At 41.5% G+C, this 18,250-nt stretch carries 12 protein-coding genes; 4 read left to right on the forward strand and 8 right to left on the reverse strand.

Going from position 1 to position 18,250, the window contains the following annotated elements; all coding sequences use genetic code 11:
* Positions 1 to 277 precede the first annotated feature (277 nt).
* The 6 genes from FHW89_RS07870 to FHW89_RS07895 all read right to left on the reverse strand — a co-directional run bounded on the left by FHW89_RS07870 (position 278) and on the right by FHW89_RS07895 (position 12,165).
* Complete coding sequence (locus tag FHW89_RS07870; protein WP_172334486.1) at positions 278 to 4,459, reverse strand: hybrid sensor histidine kinase/response regulator transcription factor; 4,182 nt, start codon at positions 4,457 to 4,459, stop codon at positions 278 to 280.
* A 198-nt stretch (positions 4,460 to 4,657) separates the two neighbouring features.
* The gene (locus tag FHW89_RS07875; RefSeq protein ID WP_172334487.1) at positions 4,658 to 5,416 is read right to left on the reverse strand and encodes a DUF6515 family protein; all 759 of its coding nucleotides are present in this window, start codon (positions 5,414 to 5,416) and stop codon (positions 4,658 to 4,660) included.
* Positions 5,417 to 5,619: 203 nt separating this feature from the next.
* Positions 5,620 to 6,849: an alkaline phosphatase family protein gene (locus FHW89_RS07880; protein WP_172334488.1), complete on the reverse strand. Its 1,230-nt coding sequence runs from the start codon at positions 6,847 to 6,849 to the stop codon at positions 5,620 to 5,622.
* Positions 6,850 to 6,911: 62 nt separating this feature from the next.
* Positions 6,912 to 8,369 carry a SusD/RagB family nutrient-binding outer membrane lipoprotein gene (locus tag FHW89_RS07885; protein ID WP_172334489.1) on the reverse strand — a complete coding sequence of 486 codons (1,458 nt, stop codon included), beginning with the start codon at positions 8,367 to 8,369 and terminating at the stop codon, positions 6,912 to 6,914.
* A gap of 11 nt (positions 8,370 to 8,380) precedes the next feature.
* Complete coding sequence (locus FHW89_RS07890) at positions 8,381 to 11,626, reverse strand: SusC/RagA family TonB-linked outer membrane protein (RefSeq protein WP_172334490.1); 3,246 nt, start codon at positions 11,624 to 11,626, stop codon at positions 8,381 to 8,383.
* Between the two features lie 251 nt (positions 11,627 to 11,877).
* Positions 11,878 to 12,165, reverse strand: coding sequence for a hypothetical protein (locus tag FHW89_RS07895; protein ID WP_172334491.1), 288 nt, complete (start codon positions 12,163 to 12,165; stop codon positions 11,878 to 11,880).
* Positions 12,166 to 12,336: 171 nt separating this feature from the next.
* Here FHW89_RS07895 and FHW89_RS07900 point away from each other — a divergent pair, with 171 nt between their 5' ends.
* The 3 genes from FHW89_RS07900 to FHW89_RS07910 all read left to right on the forward strand — a co-directional run bounded on the left by FHW89_RS07900 (position 12,337) and on the right by FHW89_RS07910 (position 15,159).
* Positions 12,337 to 12,945 carry a TetR family transcriptional regulator gene (locus tag FHW89_RS07900; RefSeq protein ID WP_172334492.1) on the forward strand — a complete coding sequence of 203 codons (609 nt, stop codon included), beginning with the start codon at positions 12,337 to 12,339 and terminating at the stop codon, positions 12,943 to 12,945.
* A 420-nt stretch (positions 12,946 to 13,365) separates the two neighbouring features.
* On the forward strand, positions 13,366 to 14,001 hold the full coding sequence (locus FHW89_RS07905) for a TetR/AcrR family transcriptional regulator (RefSeq protein ID WP_172334493.1): 636 nt from the start codon (positions 13,366 to 13,368) through the stop codon (positions 13,999 to 14,001).
* A gap of 105 nt (positions 14,002 to 14,106) precedes the next feature.
* Entirely contained in the window at positions 14,107 to 15,159 is a 1,053-nt protein-coding gene (locus tag FHW89_RS07910) for an aldo/keto reductase (RefSeq protein ID WP_172334494.1), read from the forward strand.
* A 295-nt stretch (positions 15,160 to 15,454) separates the two neighbouring features.
* Here the strand turns inward: FHW89_RS07910 and FHW89_RS07915 are convergent, their stop codons facing one another.
* Complete coding sequence (locus tag FHW89_RS07915; protein ID WP_172334495.1) at positions 15,455 to 16,813, reverse strand: ATP-binding protein; 1,359 nt, start codon at positions 16,811 to 16,813, stop codon at positions 15,455 to 15,457.
* 376 nt (positions 16,814 to 17,189) lie between these two features.
* Here FHW89_RS07915 and FHW89_RS07920 point away from each other — a divergent pair, with 376 nt between their 5' ends.
* Positions 17,190 to 17,378 (forward strand): hypothetical protein, encoded by a 189-nt coding sequence (locus FHW89_RS07920; protein WP_172334496.1) that lies wholly within the window; start codon positions 17,190 to 17,192, stop codon positions 17,376 to 17,378.
* Between the two features lie 8 nt (positions 17,379 to 17,386).
* Here the strand turns inward: FHW89_RS07920 and FHW89_RS07925 are convergent, their stop codons facing one another.
* Complete coding sequence (locus tag FHW89_RS07925) at positions 17,387 to 18,244, reverse strand: hypothetical protein (protein WP_172334497.1); 858 nt, start codon at positions 18,242 to 18,244, stop codon at positions 17,387 to 17,389.
* Between the last annotated feature and the right edge of the window lie 6 nt (positions 18,245 to 18,250).

Genomic DNA, 18,250 nt, shown 5'->3' on the forward strand with positions numbered 1-18,250 from the left:
TTGCTCACTACAAAGCTTTCACTCCTACGGAGTAACCTTAGATCCCTCCAGGGTCTCCTGGAAGGGACCCTGGGGGGACCGGAAACCCCACCGGGGTTAAAGCTTTGTAGAAAAATTCCGATTCAAATTCAGTGCCGTAGGTACTGCACTCAGGTTGCATACCTACGGCATGCTAATGTCTATATTTTTGTTCACTACAAAGCTTTACTCCTACGGAGTAACCTTAAGCAATGACATTGGAAACGGTTTAGATGGTGGCTTTCAGTAAACTCCTTCATCAATTATCCTTTACCATATCGCGGTTAACATTATAGTTATTGTGAAAAGGCTTGCGGTATTTTTTCACATATTCTGAAGGATTGATACCGAATAGCTTATTGAACTGCTCCCGGAAATATTTAAGATCATTGATGCCAACCATAGAAGCGGTTTCGTATACAGTGCTGTCGGTGCTTAACAAGATCTCCGCGGCTTTCCGCAGCCTGATAAAACGGATAAAGCCGTTGGCCGACTGTCCCGAGATGGATTTGATCCGTTTATACAAATTGGAATGACTCATACCGATCTCCGAAGCCAGGGTCTTTATACTAAACTCAGGATCGGTTAAATGCTGCTCTACAATTTTGAGGCATTTTTCCAGGAACTCTTTGTACTCAGGCGAGATCTTTAAATCGTTTGATTTGTTGAGCGTGATCTCGTTATAAAAATACTTTTGCAGGTTGTTCCTGCTTTTCAGGATGCCGTTGACACGGGCTACCAATATCTCTTTTTCAAAAGGTTTGCTGATGTAATCATCGGCCCCGCCTTCAATGCCTTTGAGTTTAATTTCGGGTGATGAACTGGCCGTTAGCAATATCACCGGGATATGATTTAACAGCGGATCTTCCTTGATACGACTGCATAGTTCAATGCCGCTTAATCCCTGCATCATCACATCACTGATCACAATATCGGGCACTAGTTGGCAAACCAATTCAAGTCCCGTGGTGCCATTATCCGCTTCAAATAGTTCAAACTCCCCGGCAAATATCTGTTTAAGGTAAACGCGGATCTGCTCATTGTCATCTATCAGCAGCATCGTTTTGGTATCTGAACTTAAAGCTTCAGAATTTTTGGTGGTGGCTACTATTTCGTCCCTGCCCAATTCACCCTTGTTTTCTATCAGCTCATCTAAAAACACGGAAGTTTCGGCTACATCCTCAAAAACAAATTGTTCGCCAAAATGATCCCTTCCTTTTAATAATGAAACATGGAACAAAGTACCTTGCCCCGGCTGGCTCGTATAGTTGATATTACCTTTATGGCTTTCAATAAATACCTTAACCAGATAAAGCCCTATGCCAAAGCCACCAGCCAGCGGTGCCGCGTTTTGCAACTGGTAAAACTTGTTGAATAGCTGATCGCCCACATCGCCGGCTATCCCGCAACCGCTATCTTTTATCCGGATACTGATCTGGGCATCATTATCGGTTATCGTGCAGCTTACCAGGCCATGTTCCGGGGTAAATTTTAAAGCGTTTGATATCAGGTTAAATAAGGCTATCTCCAATTTTTCCCTATCGGCAAATATCTCGATAGTTTCTTTTTCGCTCGAAAAATCAAATTGTATATGTTTGGTACGGGCCTGGTGGTTAAAACAAAGGAACACCTCACGGCAAAGCGCTACTATGTTCAATCTTACTATTTTAAGCTTATCCGTATCACTTTCGGCTTTTCTAAAAAGCAATAACTGATCAACCAGGCTCAGCAAGCGGCGCGCGTTACGGTAAACGATGTGCAAATTACCGGGGTCACTGCCCTCCCCTCCTTTGCCAAACAACATATCCTTAACCGGGTTAATAATCAGCGTTAACGGAGTACGAAACTCATGCGAAATATTGGTAAAAAAAGAAAGCTTGCGTTCATTAAGCTCCTTATCCTTTTCGGCGGATAGCTGGGCAACCTTTATTTCGTATTTAAGTTTGGTTTGCCTGGCTTTGTACAGCAGGTAGTAATAAATGATCAATCCTGCAATGGCGATATAGATCAAATAAGCCCACCATGTTTTATACCAAGGCGGCATGATCCTGATTTGGATGACAGCGCAATTTTTAAACCATATCCCATCCTGGTTAGCGGCTTTTACCTTAAAGGTATAGTCACCAGGTTCCAGGTACCGGTAAGTCGCCAGGCGTTGGTTGCCTACATAATTCCATGATTTATCGAGCCCTTCCAGTTTATAGGCAAAATTACCTTTTTGCGGATAGGTATAATTTAGCGAGGCATATTGAATAGAAAACACCGACTGATCTGGCTGTAAGGTAATCTGCCGGATTTCGCTGATGGCCTCGGGTAATACTGTACGATTTCCATCCAAAGCGCCAACTTCAACCTGTTTACCAAAAATTTGCAACCCGGTGATCATCACTTTGGGCTGATAATTACTTTGTGTTACTTTTTCAGGGTCAAAAAAGTTGAGGCCTTCTGTACCCCCAAAATACAGCAACCCGTTACTGGAATCGCGCAAAACCGATCCGGCATTAAATTGTCCTGCCTGCAAACCATCGGACTGGTCGTAGTTTACTATTTTGTTGGTGAGGATATTAATGTTCGAAATCCCTTTATTGGTGCTTAACCATAAGGAGTTATTGTCAGATGCTTTGATGGCCGATACGGTGTTGTTCGCCAGACCATTGGTTTCGTTAAATTTCTTAAAAATGGCTTTTTTAAGATCGTAGCAGATCAGGCCATCGCCCTCGGTTCCTAACCATAAATGGTGTTGATTATCAGCATAAATTGAAAAAATTACCTGGCTGGGTAAATTATTCTTTTCATCGGCTGTTTTAAAGTACCGGCTAAACCTGTTTTGTTTAAGGTCATAAAAATCCAGCCCTCCGCCGTAAGTACCTATCCATAAATTCCCGTTTTCATCTTCGGCAATGGAGCGTACGTCATATGAGGTAAGCCCGCTATTGGCCGGGGTATAATTGGTGAACGTTTTTGACGTGGCATCAAACAAACCTAAACCACCGCCATTTGTCCCAACCCATAAATTTTTGTGGCTATCCTGAAAGATCACCCTCACATCATTACCACCTAAACTTTTTTTATTATTCGGATCGTGCGCGTAATTGATGAAGGAATCTGTATTTTTTTGATACAGAAAAAGTCCCTTTGCATAGGTACCCAACCAGGTGTTCCCGTTTTTATCGCTGTAGCCATATAAAATAGCATTATCGGTAATGCTCCCGGGTTTACCGTCGGCTTTATATTGTTTGATCAGGTTGCCGTTTGAATTGGTTTTAAATATGCCTTCGCCATCGGTACCGAACCATAAAAATCCATCCTTATCCTGGCACATCCCATAAAATCTTATCAAACTTTCGCCGCTGGGTTCAATGCGTTTCCGGGTAATTTTGGAGAATTTATCCTTGATATTGCTCACCATATAAATACCATCACCGTAAGTACCCACCCAGGTATTTTTGTCTTTATCTATATAAAGCGCCTGCACAGAACGATGTGTAAGATAATAGCCATCATCGCCGGTTACCGGTTGCAGTAAAAAGCTTGCCGTATTATAATTGGGGTTGCTACCGAGGTTAATTTTATACAAGCCACCGTCCTGTAAGCCAACAAGCAATTGCTTATCGCTATCCTCAATAACCGAAATGTACCGCTTACTTTTTATACCGGGCTGATTGGTTTGCAGTAAAGTAAATTGATTTGATTGCCTGTTATAGTATAAAAGCCCGTTCCCGGTAGCTATCCAGATGTTGTGGAAATGGTCTTCAAAAATGTCATTGATGCGTGCGGTAGGGAGATTTTTTGTTGAGGGGATAGAGATACTTGTGTTGGTGATTATGCCATTTTTGTGGCTAAATATGTTGATACCACTTTCCTGTGTACCTACCCATAGCAGGCCCTTTGAATCTTCAAACAAACTGATAACCCGGTTACTTGATAGCCTGGGTAAATTGGTTTGCGTATAGTTAACAAACTTGACCGATTTAATATTAAAGTAGGAAAAACCTAAACCATAGGAGGTTACCCATAAATTACCACCGCGACTTTGTATAATATTACCAATATCGTTTTTAACTGTGCGGTTTGAAGTTAATCTGTAATGGCTAAATTTCTCGGTACGGGTATCCAGTTTACTGAGCCCATTGCGCGACGATACCCAAATGTTTCCATGCACATCGCAAAAAACCTTCTGAACATAGTTACTGGCCAAACTTGCAGAGTCACCCTGCCGCGATTTAAAAACTTTAAATGTAGCTCCGTCAAAACGGTTAAGCCCATCGTTTGTGGCAAACCACATAAAGCCCTTATCGTCCTGGGTAATGCTGTTTACAATACCAAAAGAAAGACCACTTTTTAAAGAATAGTTGAGGATTTTATTTTTTATGGGCGATTGGGCATAGCCCAGGGAAACGGCTAAAAAAAGAAAAAAACAAAGGGGGTATTTTTTTTCCATGAAAATAATTTCAGGTTAGCAAACATTATAATTGGGGATTAAAGCTAATTATTAATTGTTTAAAATACAATAATTATCAAAACATCTGTAATTTAAATACAAATGAGTGAAACCATATCATGTTTGTGATTGCCTGTAAAAAGATAATGGGAATAAGCAGAAGCACCTATTCCCATTATCTTTTTAGTTTCCTGTTATTTAAAGTTCGCCGCTTTTTTGAACCGGTGCGGCATCCTGCGATTCGTTGTCAACTTTCTCTGGGATGCTGATCACCCGATAGCTGGTTTGGTTATCATGTACTACCTCCTCCAGGTAAATATCATCGGGTGTTACCCAATATTTTTTACCTTTTAAATTCACTTTATGAGCGCCTGCCGGCAGCTGATCGGTCATATCGCCAACTGAAGGCATTTGCGTATTGGTTGAGTCGGCTGTAGCTGTTGTATTCTGATCGGTATTCAACACGCCATCTTTCCCGGCTACAACATAGGTGGTTTTACCGTCATCCTTAGTTATTTGCTGATAGTATACGCCATTGTATTCATAATACTGTATACCATTTATGGCAATAGATTGGGCACCTTCTGGTAACGACGGCACTTCGGCGCCTACAGGAGGAGCGGCAACCTCATAACCGCCATTGGCACCTGGCTGGTAAAATGTACCGCCATAGTAATAATATTGATTGGGTCCCCAGAAAAATGGATAGTAACCAAATGGCAGGACATTCACAAAAAGCCCGACATTGGCATATACATGCGGACGATAATACCCCCGGAAACCTGCATGAACGACTGGGCTCCGGTAACCGAAACCACCACCAAAATGGGCACGGCCAAACCCGCCTCTAAAACCACCAAAATGCCCGCCCCGTTGAGCCTGGGCGGTAGTTGCCACACCAAATACCAATAAACCTGCCAGTGACAGATTTATAAAGGACCTATTTAACGCTTTCATGACACTATTAATTAAAAATTGTATGAACCTAAAATTGCTTTCCCTCTCCTTAAAAAGCTATTATTTAGATGTGCAAACACCTTTTAAGTTTAAAGCCGAAATGTTAAAATTTGTTAATTTTTTAGAACAAAGCCAGTATTACAACCCACAAAAAAAGCACCTTTTACCAGGTGCTTTTTTTAATTAAATATTAGCAAGAAATTTTACTTTTTTGGAGTGATCACCACCCATTTATTGGTGGTATTATCTGGGGCTTCCAGTACTACTTTATAAAAATCAGAAGGCAGATCTTTTACATTCAGCAGCGCGTGCCGTTGTGCTATGGGATATTCGCCCATGAGCTTGTAATTATCCACACCACCGGTTTTGAAGTTGTTGGTAGGCGTAACATAAACCTTAACATTTCCTTTGGTATCCGATGCTTTCCAGGATACATCGATGCTGTTTTGAAAGTAATTTAATTTAACATCACTTACGGAAACGGCTCCGATCAAAGGCGTACCGTCAACTTCCCTGCCTGCATCTCCGGTTAGTTTCACATTCATGAACCTCGCTAAAGTAGGCATAATATCTACAATGCCCGGATCGGCAACATTGGCGTACTGATTTAGATTAGGGTAATTAGTCACCAACCAGGTATTGCGCTGACGATCTGACTGCCCGCCGTGGCCCCTGCCGTTGGCTTCGCTTCTGCCATGATCGGTGGTGATGATCAGCAGCCAGTCTTCGTTAAATTTTTTCTTGCGATAATTGATAGCCTCATAAACTTTTCCAACCTGCGCATCCATCATCTTTACCGCATCATAAAATTCCGGACTGTCGCCATGCGCATGGCCCATATCATCGGTGTATTCCAGGTAGATCCAGGACAGATCAGGCGCCACAGTTTTTATGCTGTTGCTGGCCTGAGCCACCACTTCCTCGTCAATGCGGTGCATATAGTCGCCTTTGTGCTTAAAATGAACCGTATCTAACTCAAAACCATCAGCTTTATAATCCATCTTAAGATTGCCGGTTTGTTTTAAGCCTTCGCCTATCAATTTGGTGCGGTTGTCTGTCCAGCTGGAATATACCCCAATTTTTTTCGCGGGATACTGCTCTTTAAAAAGCCTAAAAATAGTTTGATAATTATAATTCGGATCCTTGATATCGTTATCAGGTACGTTGTGCTTGTTAAGCCAGGTTCCGGTTAACAGACTATTGTAACCCACTGCCGAAATGGTAGGCGTTTCGTTATAAGTCCCTTTGTCACCACCCACATGTATCCGGAGGTATTTGCCATCTTTGATCACATTTTTGAGGTTCGGCAGATCCAGTTTTTCAATAACATCAGCCGGTATGCCATCTGCAATAATATATACCGCCTTTTTAACCTTTTGGGCATGTGCCGAAAGGGTTAGTGCCGAACACAGTATCAGCAATGTTTTTTTCATATTAACGATCATTTGCAATAGTTTTTAATTTTCTAAGATAATATAATCAGGTTACCTGGATATTATGGTTGTATGATCCAGGTTGTTGCATTGATGTCATCCCCACCTGGGAACTGCCGTTTAATGGCATCGTTTACGTTTTGCTGATTTAATTGCAACTCTGTTTGCGGATACAGGAAACGCTTAGGTACCCGTTTGTTGTTCAATACACCATCGCCAGAAACATCAAACGTTGGGAAACTGGTACGGCGGTTTTCAAAAAATGGCTGCCAGCCGCTGTTCATAAATGAAGCGATATACTTTTGAGTGATGATCTTTTGAATATCATCCGTCCCACTCAATTGCACCGCAGCCTGGGCAAGGTAACTGTTAATACCTGCCTGATCGATGCCATAAAAGGTCATGGAGGCCTGGATACCTTTCTGATAGTAATCGTTTGCGCTTCCGCTTATCCAACCCCGGGCAGCAGCTTCTGCTAAAATAAATTGCAGCTCTCCGTAACCCATGGCTATACTTGGCTCGTTGGTTGGATTGCTGTAAAAACGGGGATTGATCCTGGATATCTCACCGCTTACCTGTCTTTTCGCATTCACATCTACCGGGTCGCTGCCTTTGATGCCGCCGTAAGCTGTAAAGTCGTTATCTGCCGCGGAGGAATGATTTGGGGCCTTTTGAGCAAAGCTAAACAAGCGTGGATCTTTCAGTTGTTTAAGCATATCAACAAAAGTTTCTTCCATATAGTAAGCAGTCTGGATACTATTGTCATTATAATAAGGATAACGGTCATTATCCAGGTCATAAAACTTTAACTGCGCGTTATCGGCATTACTACCAAAAATTGGGTATTGCGCGGGATTGTTTACAATATCGGCAAAGCGTTGTTTAAAGTTATAAGCGGAGTTATTTGCCTTAATAGAAAGACTCATCAGTACCCTCAGCGATAAAGTATTGATAGCTTTTTTCCACTGCTGCATATTGCCGCCATAAATGATATCACCCTGAACAGATGGAGTGCCCGAGGTGATAAGCCCATTGGCCGCTTTCAGATCATCAAGGATAGCCAGGTAAATACTTTCCTGCTTATCATATACAGGAGTGGTTTGATTTTGCTCTCCCTGTAAAGCCTGGCTGTAAGGAATGTCACCAAAATTTTGGGTCAGCTGCAGGAAATACCAGGCCCTGAAAAATTTGCTGATGGGTAAATACTCGGGCTTGTTGATCGTAGTTGCCGATTGCTCCATTTTTATGACCTGGCGAAGGTTGTTGTAATTAGAAAAATCGCCGCGGGTCCAGCCATAGTATTGATAATTGGAGGCCGATTCGGTAACCGCCATCTGCCTTATAGCTAAGGCAACGCTAAGACTGGTTGACTGAAACGCGCTTTGTTCAACGGTGTTTAAAAGTAAATCAGGTGTAGCGGTTGTTGATTTATTGGGGTCTGTTTGAAACTCGCTAAACTTTTTACATCCTGGGGCACCTAAGGCCACGAAGGCCAGCAGTGCGAAAAATATCTTTTTCATCAATTTTCTGGTTAAAATTTAATGTTAGCATTAAAACCTATGGTGCGGGTTGACGGGGTTTGCAGGTTATCAACACCAGTGTCCGGATCTACGTTCGGAATTTTGGCAAACAGGAACAGGTTTCGGCCAACGGCAGATAGATTAAGTCCTTTGATAAATGATTTCTGAAGCCATTTGCCGGGTACCTGCCAGGTTAAACTGATCTCGCGGATCTTTAAAAATGTTTGCGAATAATAGTTGTAGTTGGTATTGGCCGAATTGCTGGTGTTGGTCATGTAATCGATATAGTTGACCGCCTTGGTATTTGGCGCAAATTTGCGGGTGTCGCTGGTAATGTTACCATTTGAATCATAGGTAACCGATCCGGAAGTTACTACCACACCTTGCCCTACATAAGTAGCCTTGCCTGCATTGGCTTCATCACGATAGTGGTTGAGTGTACCCATATTGGTACCGCCCCACCACATTTTCTGGTTAGTGGTTGAATACATTAAGCCGCCAACGCGTCCGTCAACCAATACTTTAAAGCTGAACTGCTTGTAAGTAAAGCTGTTCTCTATACCGTAGGTAAAATCCGGATCACCGTAACCTACGGATCTCGGGAAAGTGTCATCTAACGGGAAACCGTTGCTGCCATAAATAACATTGCCGCTTGGGTCTTTTTGATACACGCTGGTATAAATCTTATCTACACGGTCACCAACTTTCAGGTTATTCAAGGTTGGCGCGTTATTGTATATACCGGTTAAATAACGATGATAGGTGCTGAAATTAGCAGCGATGTCCCAACGAAAGCCAGGAATTTTTACTGGCGTGGCCGTTAAAACGAGCTCTAAACCTTTGCGTTTGTACGTGTTTCCGTTAACCAGTTGTGAGCTAAAACCGCTGGTGTTGGAAATGGGGATAGAGAAAATATTGTTAAAATCGCTGGTTTGGTAATAGGTGGCTTCCAATCCTATGCGGTTGTTAAAGAACTTGGTATCGATACCAACTTCCCAGCTGTTAGAAGTTTGGGGGTGCAGATTCGCGTTCAATATAGATGAACCATAGGAAAGAGAAGGAATATTATTCCAGGTATAGCCTTTTGAATAGGTTGGCAAATAGCTGTAAGTATAAGCGTTGTCATTCAACGTCGCACTTGAAACCTGCGACCATGACCCACGCGCTTTTAACAGACTGAACCAATCAGGCAGTTTGGTTAATTGCGAAATCACTACTGATGATCCGAATGAAGGATAAAAGAAGCTGTTGTTTTGAGTAGGTAAGGTCGAAATAATATCATTACGGCCGGTTGCGGTTAAGTAAATAGCATTTAGATATTCCAGATCCAAAACACCGTAAACGCTGCTGGTGCGCCGCTCTTCCAGGGCATTTGTGGCAGTAACCGGATTGGTTGAGTTACTTAAATTATAAAAACCGGGGATAGTTAAACCATCCGTTGCCGAACTACCATATTTATCATTACGATAATAATTAGAACCACCTACCTGCGCATGTAATTTGAATTTTTCTGAAAAGGTATGGTTAAAGTCGGCTATCAGATCTGATGTGATATCAAAGAAATTATCGTTCGAAACCGTAAAGTTACCCCTTGATTTATTACCATAACCAATATAGCTTTTAGGTTCGTCGTACGTCCTGTTCAGTCCGTAGGAGTTCATCCCGTTTCTGAACTGTATACTAAAGTCAGGGCTGATCTTATAATTCAGGTTCAATGATCCAAAAGTGCTGTTCTTATCATAACCCCTTAAGTATTCATAAGCCTGGAAATAAGGGTTATTGTAATAAGAGTTATTATAGTTGCGCTGTTGCAAGCCTACCTGTCCCGGAGCCCAATAATTGCGCAGATCCTTAACACTAACATCGGCACCGGTCCACAAGATCAGGTTGTATAAATAGTTTGTAGGGCCGTAACCAACCTCGGGGAAGTTTTTGGTATACTGCTTATTAAAGGTTATACGGGCGTCTGCGGTAAGATTATCAGACAAGTTATAGTTGCCCGACAGATTGAAGGATGTATTGTTCAAATCCGTATTAGGCACAATACCAACCTGGTAAACATTTGATACCGAGGCACGGAAAGCCCCTTTGTCTGAACTTTTGGTGATACTGATATTATTTGATGAAATAACGCCAGTTCTGAAAAAGTCCTGGACATTATCTTTACCCCTAGATACCCATGGTGTAGGGATTCTTTTACCCGTTTGCGGATCGATAGGGCTATCATATTGCGGTAATTCAACAAACCCACTTTTGGTTGATGGATCTTTCTGATCCAGTTTGGGCCCCCAGATCCAGCCGCCGCCTTCAGGGCCACCGCCAGAACCATCTACGTAGCTGTATTGACCTTTAAAACCATCACCATATTCGGTTTGCACCTTTGGTATTCTGATAAAGCTAGGTTGCAGCTCTGTAGATGAATTGATCTCCACACTCAGGTCTTTACCTTTACCCCGCTTGGTTGTGATCATGATGGCGCCGTTTTGACCGATAGAACCATACAGAGCAGACGCATTGGCCCCTTTCAATACAGTCATATTTTCGATATCATCGGCATTAACTTTCCAGATATCTGCCGATTGATCCGGAATACCATCAATTACGATCAATGGCTGACGGCCACGAAGAGTAATGGTAGGGCTCTGGAACAGATCTGTAGAGCTTTGAACGGTTAAACCTGCAACGCGGCCTGTTAAATTGGAGAAAACGTTAGGCTCACGTGCTTTCACCAAATCTTCGCCTTTTACCTCCTGAACAGCATAGCCAAGTTTTGCTTTCTCCTTTTTAACACCGAGTGCCGTAACAACTACTTCTGATAAACCTTTGGCATCATCTTCAAGCGTTATCTGATATTTCTTGCTATCTGTTACGGTTACTTCCTGGGTTTTGAAGCCCATAAATTTTAAAATCAGGATATCGCCAGGTTTAGCCTTAAGTGAAAAATCGCCCTCCTGGTTGGTTGTAGTACCGGTGTTGGTTCCTTTTACCAGGATAGACACACCCGGAAGAGGCAGATTTTTTTGATCGGTGACATGCCCCCTTATAATTTCAGCAGGCACTGATATCGAGGGGCTTAAATTAAATACCTGTTGATTCCCAACAGCATCTTTGCGCAGTGGATTACCGCGTCTGGGTAATGATGCAGGGGCATTATTCGCGCTGGCCGTAGTAGCACAAATGGCTACTGTGGCTACGCCAATAGCAAATGTTTTGTAAATCCATGATATTTCAAAACGTGGGTCAATTTTTTTTTGCATAAATTGGCAATTCGTTAATTAAATGTTCTACTGTTTAATGGCGATTCTTTTAACCGGCATCTCGCACATGCCGGTTAATATTTTACCCCGATTACCTGGAATGGGGTAAAGCATTTGCTCTGTTGCTTTCTTTTCTTTTTATAACTGTGTTTAACTTTTTACTCTTTGTTTGGCAGCCATGTGTTCTCTATACCTTCAGATGAGGTTTGTTACACTTTTATTTTCGCAGACCTACAATCAACAACATATACTTACTGATTATCAGCCGCATGACGTCTATTTCGTTTTCTCCATTTATCGTTATACATCCCATAAAATGCGATAAGGGCCCAGGCAATGTTGATGAAAGCAGCAGGATAAGAATGATCAACGTAAGTATTTATGCCCAGCAGGATGCCACCTAACAGATTAGAAATATGAAAAGCGTAGGATGAAAGCCTCCACTTTTTGGTAACAAGCAAATAATAGGATACCAGGAACAGTAATGTCCCCAGCCATCCCATGCCCTGGTAGATCATATTGATGTTACCGAAGCACATTGTCTAACAAATTCTTTTGTAAAATTTATTCATACGCCTTTTTTAGAAAACGATCAAAATAACTCATCGCATGTTAAGCTTTCGTAAATATAAAATTAAATAAACTGAACATTCAGTAAATTTATTTTTACAATTATATTTTTGTGCTTTTATGGTAAGTTTGACGAACATATGGGCAGAAAAAGTTTAAAAGAAGATCAGCAAAAAAGAATAATCGAAGCCTTTTATCAAATCGCGAAAAATGAAGGGATTGAAAACACTTCATTTGGCAAGGTGGCAAAGGAGCTGGATATGCATCCGAGCCTGGTGGTACATTATTTCTCCACCAAAGAGGAGATGCTACTTGGGCTGATCGACTTTATTATCAGCAGTTACGAAAAAATATATATTCCTGAAAATGAAAGCATTGATCCGTTAAACCGGCTGATTGAAGTTTTAAATAACATTTTCTCAAGAAAATGGGATAGTTATATTGACGACAGTATTTTTTACAATTGTTTCGCGCTGATATTCAGAAACCCCCTGATCAAGTTTAAATTTAAAGAAATGCATCTCCTGCTAAGAGAATGGCTTAAAAATCTAATTCAGGAGTGCATGGACAAGAAACTGATAGACTGCGCAGAAGCAGAACTTGCTTCGGATTTAATTTTTGTGATCTCCGATGGGGCCTATTATTTTTTAAGCATGATTAATGATCAGGCTGATTACGAAAAACATGCAAAAAGATATAAAATTGAAGCGTTTAAAATATTAGGCCTGAATTCTCAACTTATTTTATGATTTACTTAACGTTTAGATCATAAATAAGCTTACTTGCCGATACAGAAAATAATTAATATCTGATAATCAAGGAGTTATGCAACTTCAGTTACAAGATAGTTACAGACATTTCGACCTAATAAAAGGACGCTCCACAATCTGAGAGATGTGGATAACTTGTCAAAAGTATGCATTACTTTTCACTATTTGTCATTTTTTTTAAAAAAAATCAGGTGTGATTTAAAATCGTGATGCGAAATCTTCATACTAAGAGGAAGAGATAGCCATGGTACATAGGTATTCTCTTGCATCCTAAACTACTTACGGTGGTACAAAATCTTACTTTTAAGCTTTCTTAATAAATCCATATACGTTCGGCTTACCTTTCTTTTTTGATGATTTAAAAAACAAAATACAGACAATCATTTTATTTACTCGTAAATGACGAAACAAAAATATAACGGTCATTATATTTGTCACGTGAATCAATCGAAAACAGAGCGAACCCGTGCGTATATCATTGAGATGACCGCACCTATCTTCAATAAGCAAGGTTATGCGGGTACGTCGATTACGGATCTCACTGCTGCAACCAAATTGACCAGCGGCAGTATTTACGGCAACTTCGCTAATAAAGAGGAAGTGGCATTGGCTGCGCTCGATTATAATATCAGCTGTTTTATGAAGGCTTTAAGCTCCGCGACTGCTAAAGCCAAAACACCCAAAGACAAACTGTTCGGTTATATCAAAGCTTTCAGCAGTTCCGGCAGTATGCGTTTCCATGACGGGGGCTGCCCGATCCAGAATGCGCTGTGTGATGCGGATGACACAATGGAACCATTGCGCCAAAGAGCGGCCGAAGGGCTAAAAGCCTGGAAACAGGAACTAGCGGCCATAGTTGACCAAGGTATATTGGAAGGAATTTTTAAAGCCGATACCAAAAGTGATCAAATTGCCCTGCATGTAATAGCCTTATGCGAATTTGCGATGTCTACCTACAGCGCCACCAAAAGCCTGAAGCAAACAGACGAGATCCTGGATATGGCCATTGAGGTTGCCAAAGCCATTATAGTATAACCCATTTTTTTACCTAATAATATAACGACCATTATTTTTTAAATAGACTTAAACACGACACAAAATATAACGATCATTATTTTTTTTACATTTTAATTATTCATCATGAAGTATCAAATTTTCGGACAAAAGTCCGGCTTAAGAGTATCAACGCTTGCTTTAGGTACCGGCAATTTCGGCACCGCCTGGCCGTTCGGCGCCAGCAAGGAAGACTCCAAATTAGTATTCGACCGTTATGCAGAAGCGGGCGGTAATTTTATTGACACGGCAGACGGTTACCAGGCTGGCCAGTCAGAATCCTTTCTTGGTGATTTCCTGACCAGCGAACGGGATAACTTTGTACTGGCTTCCAAATACAGTATGGGTACCCGGGACATGCAAACCACAGGCAACAGTCGCAAAACGATGATGCGGGCAGTTGAAGAAAGCTTAAAACGATTGAAAACCGACAGACTTGATCTTTACTGGGTACATCTCTCGGATGGCCAAACGCCGACTGAAGAAATTGTCAGAGGCCTGGATGATCTGGTAAGTGCGGGTAAGATCAATTACGCTGGCTTTTCGAATTTCCCAGCCTGGCGCATCGCTAACGCCGCATTATTGGCCGACCTCAGAGGCTGGGCTCCGATCATCGGCATACAGGTGGAATACAACCTGATTGAACGCACTGCCGACCGTGAACTGTTACCAATGGCTGAAGCTCTGGGATTGGGTGTTGCTTTCTGGTCGCCGCTGGCAGGTGGTACACTAACCGGTAAATACCGTAAGGAAACCGACCCTAACTCACGTAAGGCCCTGGCCGGAGGTTTCCTGGTTAAGGATTCAAAAAATGAAAGGGAAACCCGTATCCTGGATTTACTGGAATCGATAGCAGCAGAAACAGGCAACCAGGTCATAGATGTAGCGCTTGCCTGGATTCGTCAGAAACATGATCAGTCAACCTTATCAACGATAACGGTGATCGGCTCCAGGAATGTTAGCCAACTGGATGCTAATCTTTCATCATTGGAACTGACTCTAACCAAAGATCAGATCAGCCATCTGAATGAAGCTAGCCAGATTGAATTGGGTTCTCCTCATGAAGTCATTGCTGCTTCGCAAGGCATGCTGTTTGGCGGCTCAACCGGCCAGATCGAGATCAAGCATTCGGTTGCCTGATGGAGCAATGGGGGCTAAACCGCCCCCATTGTCTTAATTTACCACATGGATCACAATACAGTCATGAACAACCTACAGGAAACTGAAGTAATCATATTACTCACCTCTTTAGCCAGTAGATAAGAATCGAAATGCTGATCTTTAAACTTCCCGGAAATTTTGTCTAGTGCTTCCACAATTGGAATCGGATCTTCCTATCATCGTATGATTTACACAATTCATTGGCCCACGAACCAAAAACAACGAAATTACTTTCTTCAAAGTAAACATGTTATTCAAACACCCCTATAAGCATTTAACTATTGTCAATTTTATTTTGAAACCACTGTAGATAGCGTTCTGTCTGAGAAGCCAGATAATAAGGTAAATTGAGCAAATGATATTTTTTTCCCTCAGGAGTTATAGCTTCTGTAATCAATATTTCCCCGGCGTAGAACCGTACAGCCATTTGATGGGAAGCTAAATCCATGTATAAATGCAGGGATTTAAGTTTCCCCTCTGTCCCAGATTTTACTTCAATTGGAATGAGTTTACCTTCAAACGGCCAAATAAAATCCACTTCAGCAGAAGAAGTCGCTTTTTCCCTTACCCAAAAGTTAAGACTGCTTAAAGCGTTGTATTGTGAAGCCAACAGTTCTTGTCCAACCAGATGTTCGATCATCGTACCCTGATATACTTTATTTAAATCATTGGTACCTAATATCTCTTTTTGAATACCTGCAAAATAATTGAGCATGCCAGTATCCAGAATTTGTAATCGTGGTGATTTTTTATGATCGGGTAGCAATGGGAGTTTGGTATCAGTAGATGGGTAAAGCAACTGTATAAGCAATGCATTTTCCAAAGTCCGCAGTGCTTCACTCATATCCCGGGAACGGTAAGAAGAGTTACCGAAACCTTCAAATTTTATACGTTTTCCAGCTTGTGAAAACGATGCCCGGATAGCATGCCGAATGTATTGTACCTGCGAACTTGTTGCTGCATACTTCTCTACATCATCTATATAAGCTACAATGAGAGATTCGTAAATAGTTTGTAATGCAGTTAAATCCGTACTTAAGCTGTAATTATTCACGATTTCGGGCATTCCACCAATCAATGCATAAGTGTGAAAAAGCTGCAACAATTTAGTATGTGTAAATTGCGGAGCTGGCGTGGTTTCTAAATACTCTAACGCAGCACTTTCACCAATGGCATCCAAAAATTCAGGAAATGAGGCAGGTCGCAGTACTTTGTATTCTACCCGTCCAACAGGAAAACTTATGTTTTTGTTAAATAAAGTTTCGAGCATACTACCAGCAGCAATTATTGCTATACCAGGTTCCGACTCATAGAAATAGCGTAAAATATTCAATGCTTCCGGCACCTCTTGTATCTCATCAATAAAAATAAGGGTTTTTCCCTTTTTTGATAGCGCTTTATCTTTTATAAAAAATAAGGTTTGTACTAACACCTCAATGTTATTGAATTGCTCAAACGGTAATCTATCGTTAGCTAATTCCAAATTGAGATAAATGTATTGCTCAAATCGCTTTGCGAATTGATTGATCATAGTCGTCTTTCCAACTTGTCTTGCACCCCTAATTACCAGCGGCTTACGGTCATGTTTATTTAACCATTTTTCTAATTCCGCTACGATACTTCTTTTGAACATGGCACAAAATTAGGGTAAATAATTTAATTTTATGGCACAAAATTAGGGTAACATTCAGTTGTCTTTGGCGCATAATTAGGGTAACTTTTTTTATAAATAAATATGGATGTCTCCGAAATATGCTGGAAAAATATTTTTCTCCGCAAATTTGCGGACTTTACGATCCTTATTCGCCGCAAACATCGAACAAGTAAAAAATTACTTCGTAATAGTTGATCATGAAAAGACTCAATCTCACCCGCGAAGAAATTTATGATTTAGTTTGGGAGAAACCCGTTTCGCGCTTAGCAGGAGAACTGGGAGTCACAAAAGGTATTTCGATGAGTATTTTGAAATGGGAAAAGCGGTATTTTCGGACAATTCGGTCGCCGGTATCATGCGGTTCGCGCGTCCAATCATCGACCATATCGAAAAAGAAGAACGCCATGATGATTATAGCTTATTACTAAAAAAATACCTGGAACTATACGAACAGAATGGTGGCTTAACTCCTGAAGAAGAGCAGGAATTTTTACGGCTCGACCGCGAATCTAGTCTGGCCTGGCGTAAATCGCGTCTGACTTAACTGCAGGATCACCATCTGAAAGTTTTAGGGTTAAGCTCGATGGTTTGCGCTCCTTCTGCCATTTGATTGATAATGCGTTCGTAGTCGATCAGATCCGTATGCTGAAAACGGGACATCATAGGGTGGTCAAAAGATTTAAAATCGTTGATCTCCCGTTCGCCTAATAAAAATACAGAAATGATGTCCCCGTCATTTCCATGTTCCTGGATGAAAACACGCTCCGCTTGTTCCTGATAAAATTTGCGGATCAGGATGGAGTAAGCCGTTTTACCGTCTTTGTTTTCATAGGGGATCAATAAATCTGCATGATGTCCCTGCAGATCGCGAGTAGCTGTTACATGCCCCTTACCAAACTTCGCGACCGCTTTCAGGTTATGCTTTTTCTTGTCAGGATACATCGTGTGAACGATCTTGGAATCTTTATAGGTCAATAAATGATATTTTTCTGGCGGATTGTCTTTGAAACCATAACTGCCGGTGTACTTGTCAAATACATCCGGACGATGGTTCGTCGTCACATTTTTATTTTCAGGCTCGAAAATCGCGTCAGCTATTTTGGTAATGTGAATACCCGGTGCCATATCCGGGTGAAATTTACTGGGCCGGTCCAGTTTGACCTGGCCATCATCAGTCGTAATCCAATAGTTTTTATAAATATAAAGAGTATGACGCTCTCTTAAGTGTTTGTAACCGGTATGCTCATTACCTACCGTGAAGATCAGCTTTTTTTCCAAAGAAATCGTACTAATGGAAGCAGCGGTAGCCTTTCCATCAATGACCGTAGTATCCAAATACCGCTTTTCATTGTCGGTCGCTTCTTTGATGATAGCGGCTAGCTCTGCATTTGTAAATAATTGTTCACTCATTGTTGA

This window comes from Mucilaginibacter sp. SG564 (assembly GCF_013149275.1).
Lineage (GTDB): Bacteria > Bacteroidota > Bacteroidia > Sphingobacteriales > Sphingobacteriaceae > Mucilaginibacter.

Bases quoted from the DNA above. Each gene is read 5' to 3' on its own strand.
- FHW89_RS07920 (WP_172334496.1), top strand. From the start codon at position 17,190: ATGCGGTTCGCGCGTCCAATCATCGACCATATCGAAAAAGAAGAACGC.
- FHW89_RS07880 (WP_172334488.1), bottom strand. From the start codon at position 6,849: ATGAAAAAAACATTGCTGATACTGTGTTCGGCACTAACCCTTTCGGCA.
- FHW89_RS07875 (WP_172334487.1), bottom strand. From the start codon at position 5,416: ATGAAAGCGTTAAATAGGTCCTTTATAAATCTGTCACTGGCAGGTTTA.
- FHW89_RS07900 (WP_172334492.1), top strand. From the start codon at position 12,337: ATGGGCAGAAAAAGTTTAAAAGAAGATCAGCAAAAAAGAATAATCGAA.
- FHW89_RS07905 (WP_172334493.1), top strand. From the start codon at position 13,366: ATGACGAAACAAAAATATAACGGTCATTATATTTGTCACGTGAATCAA.
- FHW89_RS07885 (WP_172334489.1), bottom strand. From the start codon at position 8,369: ATGAAAAAGATATTTTTCGCACTGCTGGCCTTCGTGGCCTTAGGTGCC.
- FHW89_RS07910 (WP_172334494.1), top strand. From the start codon at position 14,107: ATGAAGTATCAAATTTTCGGACAAAAGTCCGGCTTAAGAGTATCAACG.
- FHW89_RS07915 (WP_172334495.1), bottom strand. From the start codon at position 16,813: ATGTTCAAAAGAAGTATCGTAGCGGAATTAGAAAAATGGTTAAATAAA.
- FHW89_RS07895 (WP_172334491.1), bottom strand. From the start codon at position 12,165: ATGTGCTTCGGTAACATCAATATGATCTACCAGGGCATGGGATGGCTG.
- FHW89_RS07870 (WP_172334486.1), bottom strand. From the start codon at position 4,459: ATGGAAAAAAAATACCCCCTTTGTTTTTTTCTTTTTTTAGCCGTTTCC.
- FHW89_RS07925 (WP_172334497.1), bottom strand. From the start codon at position 18,244: ATGAGTGAACAATTATTTACAAATGCAGAGCTAGCCGCTATCATCAAA.
- FHW89_RS07890 (WP_172334490.1), bottom strand. From the start codon at position 11,626: ATGCAAAAAAAAATTGACCCACGTTTTGAAATATCATGGATTTACAAA.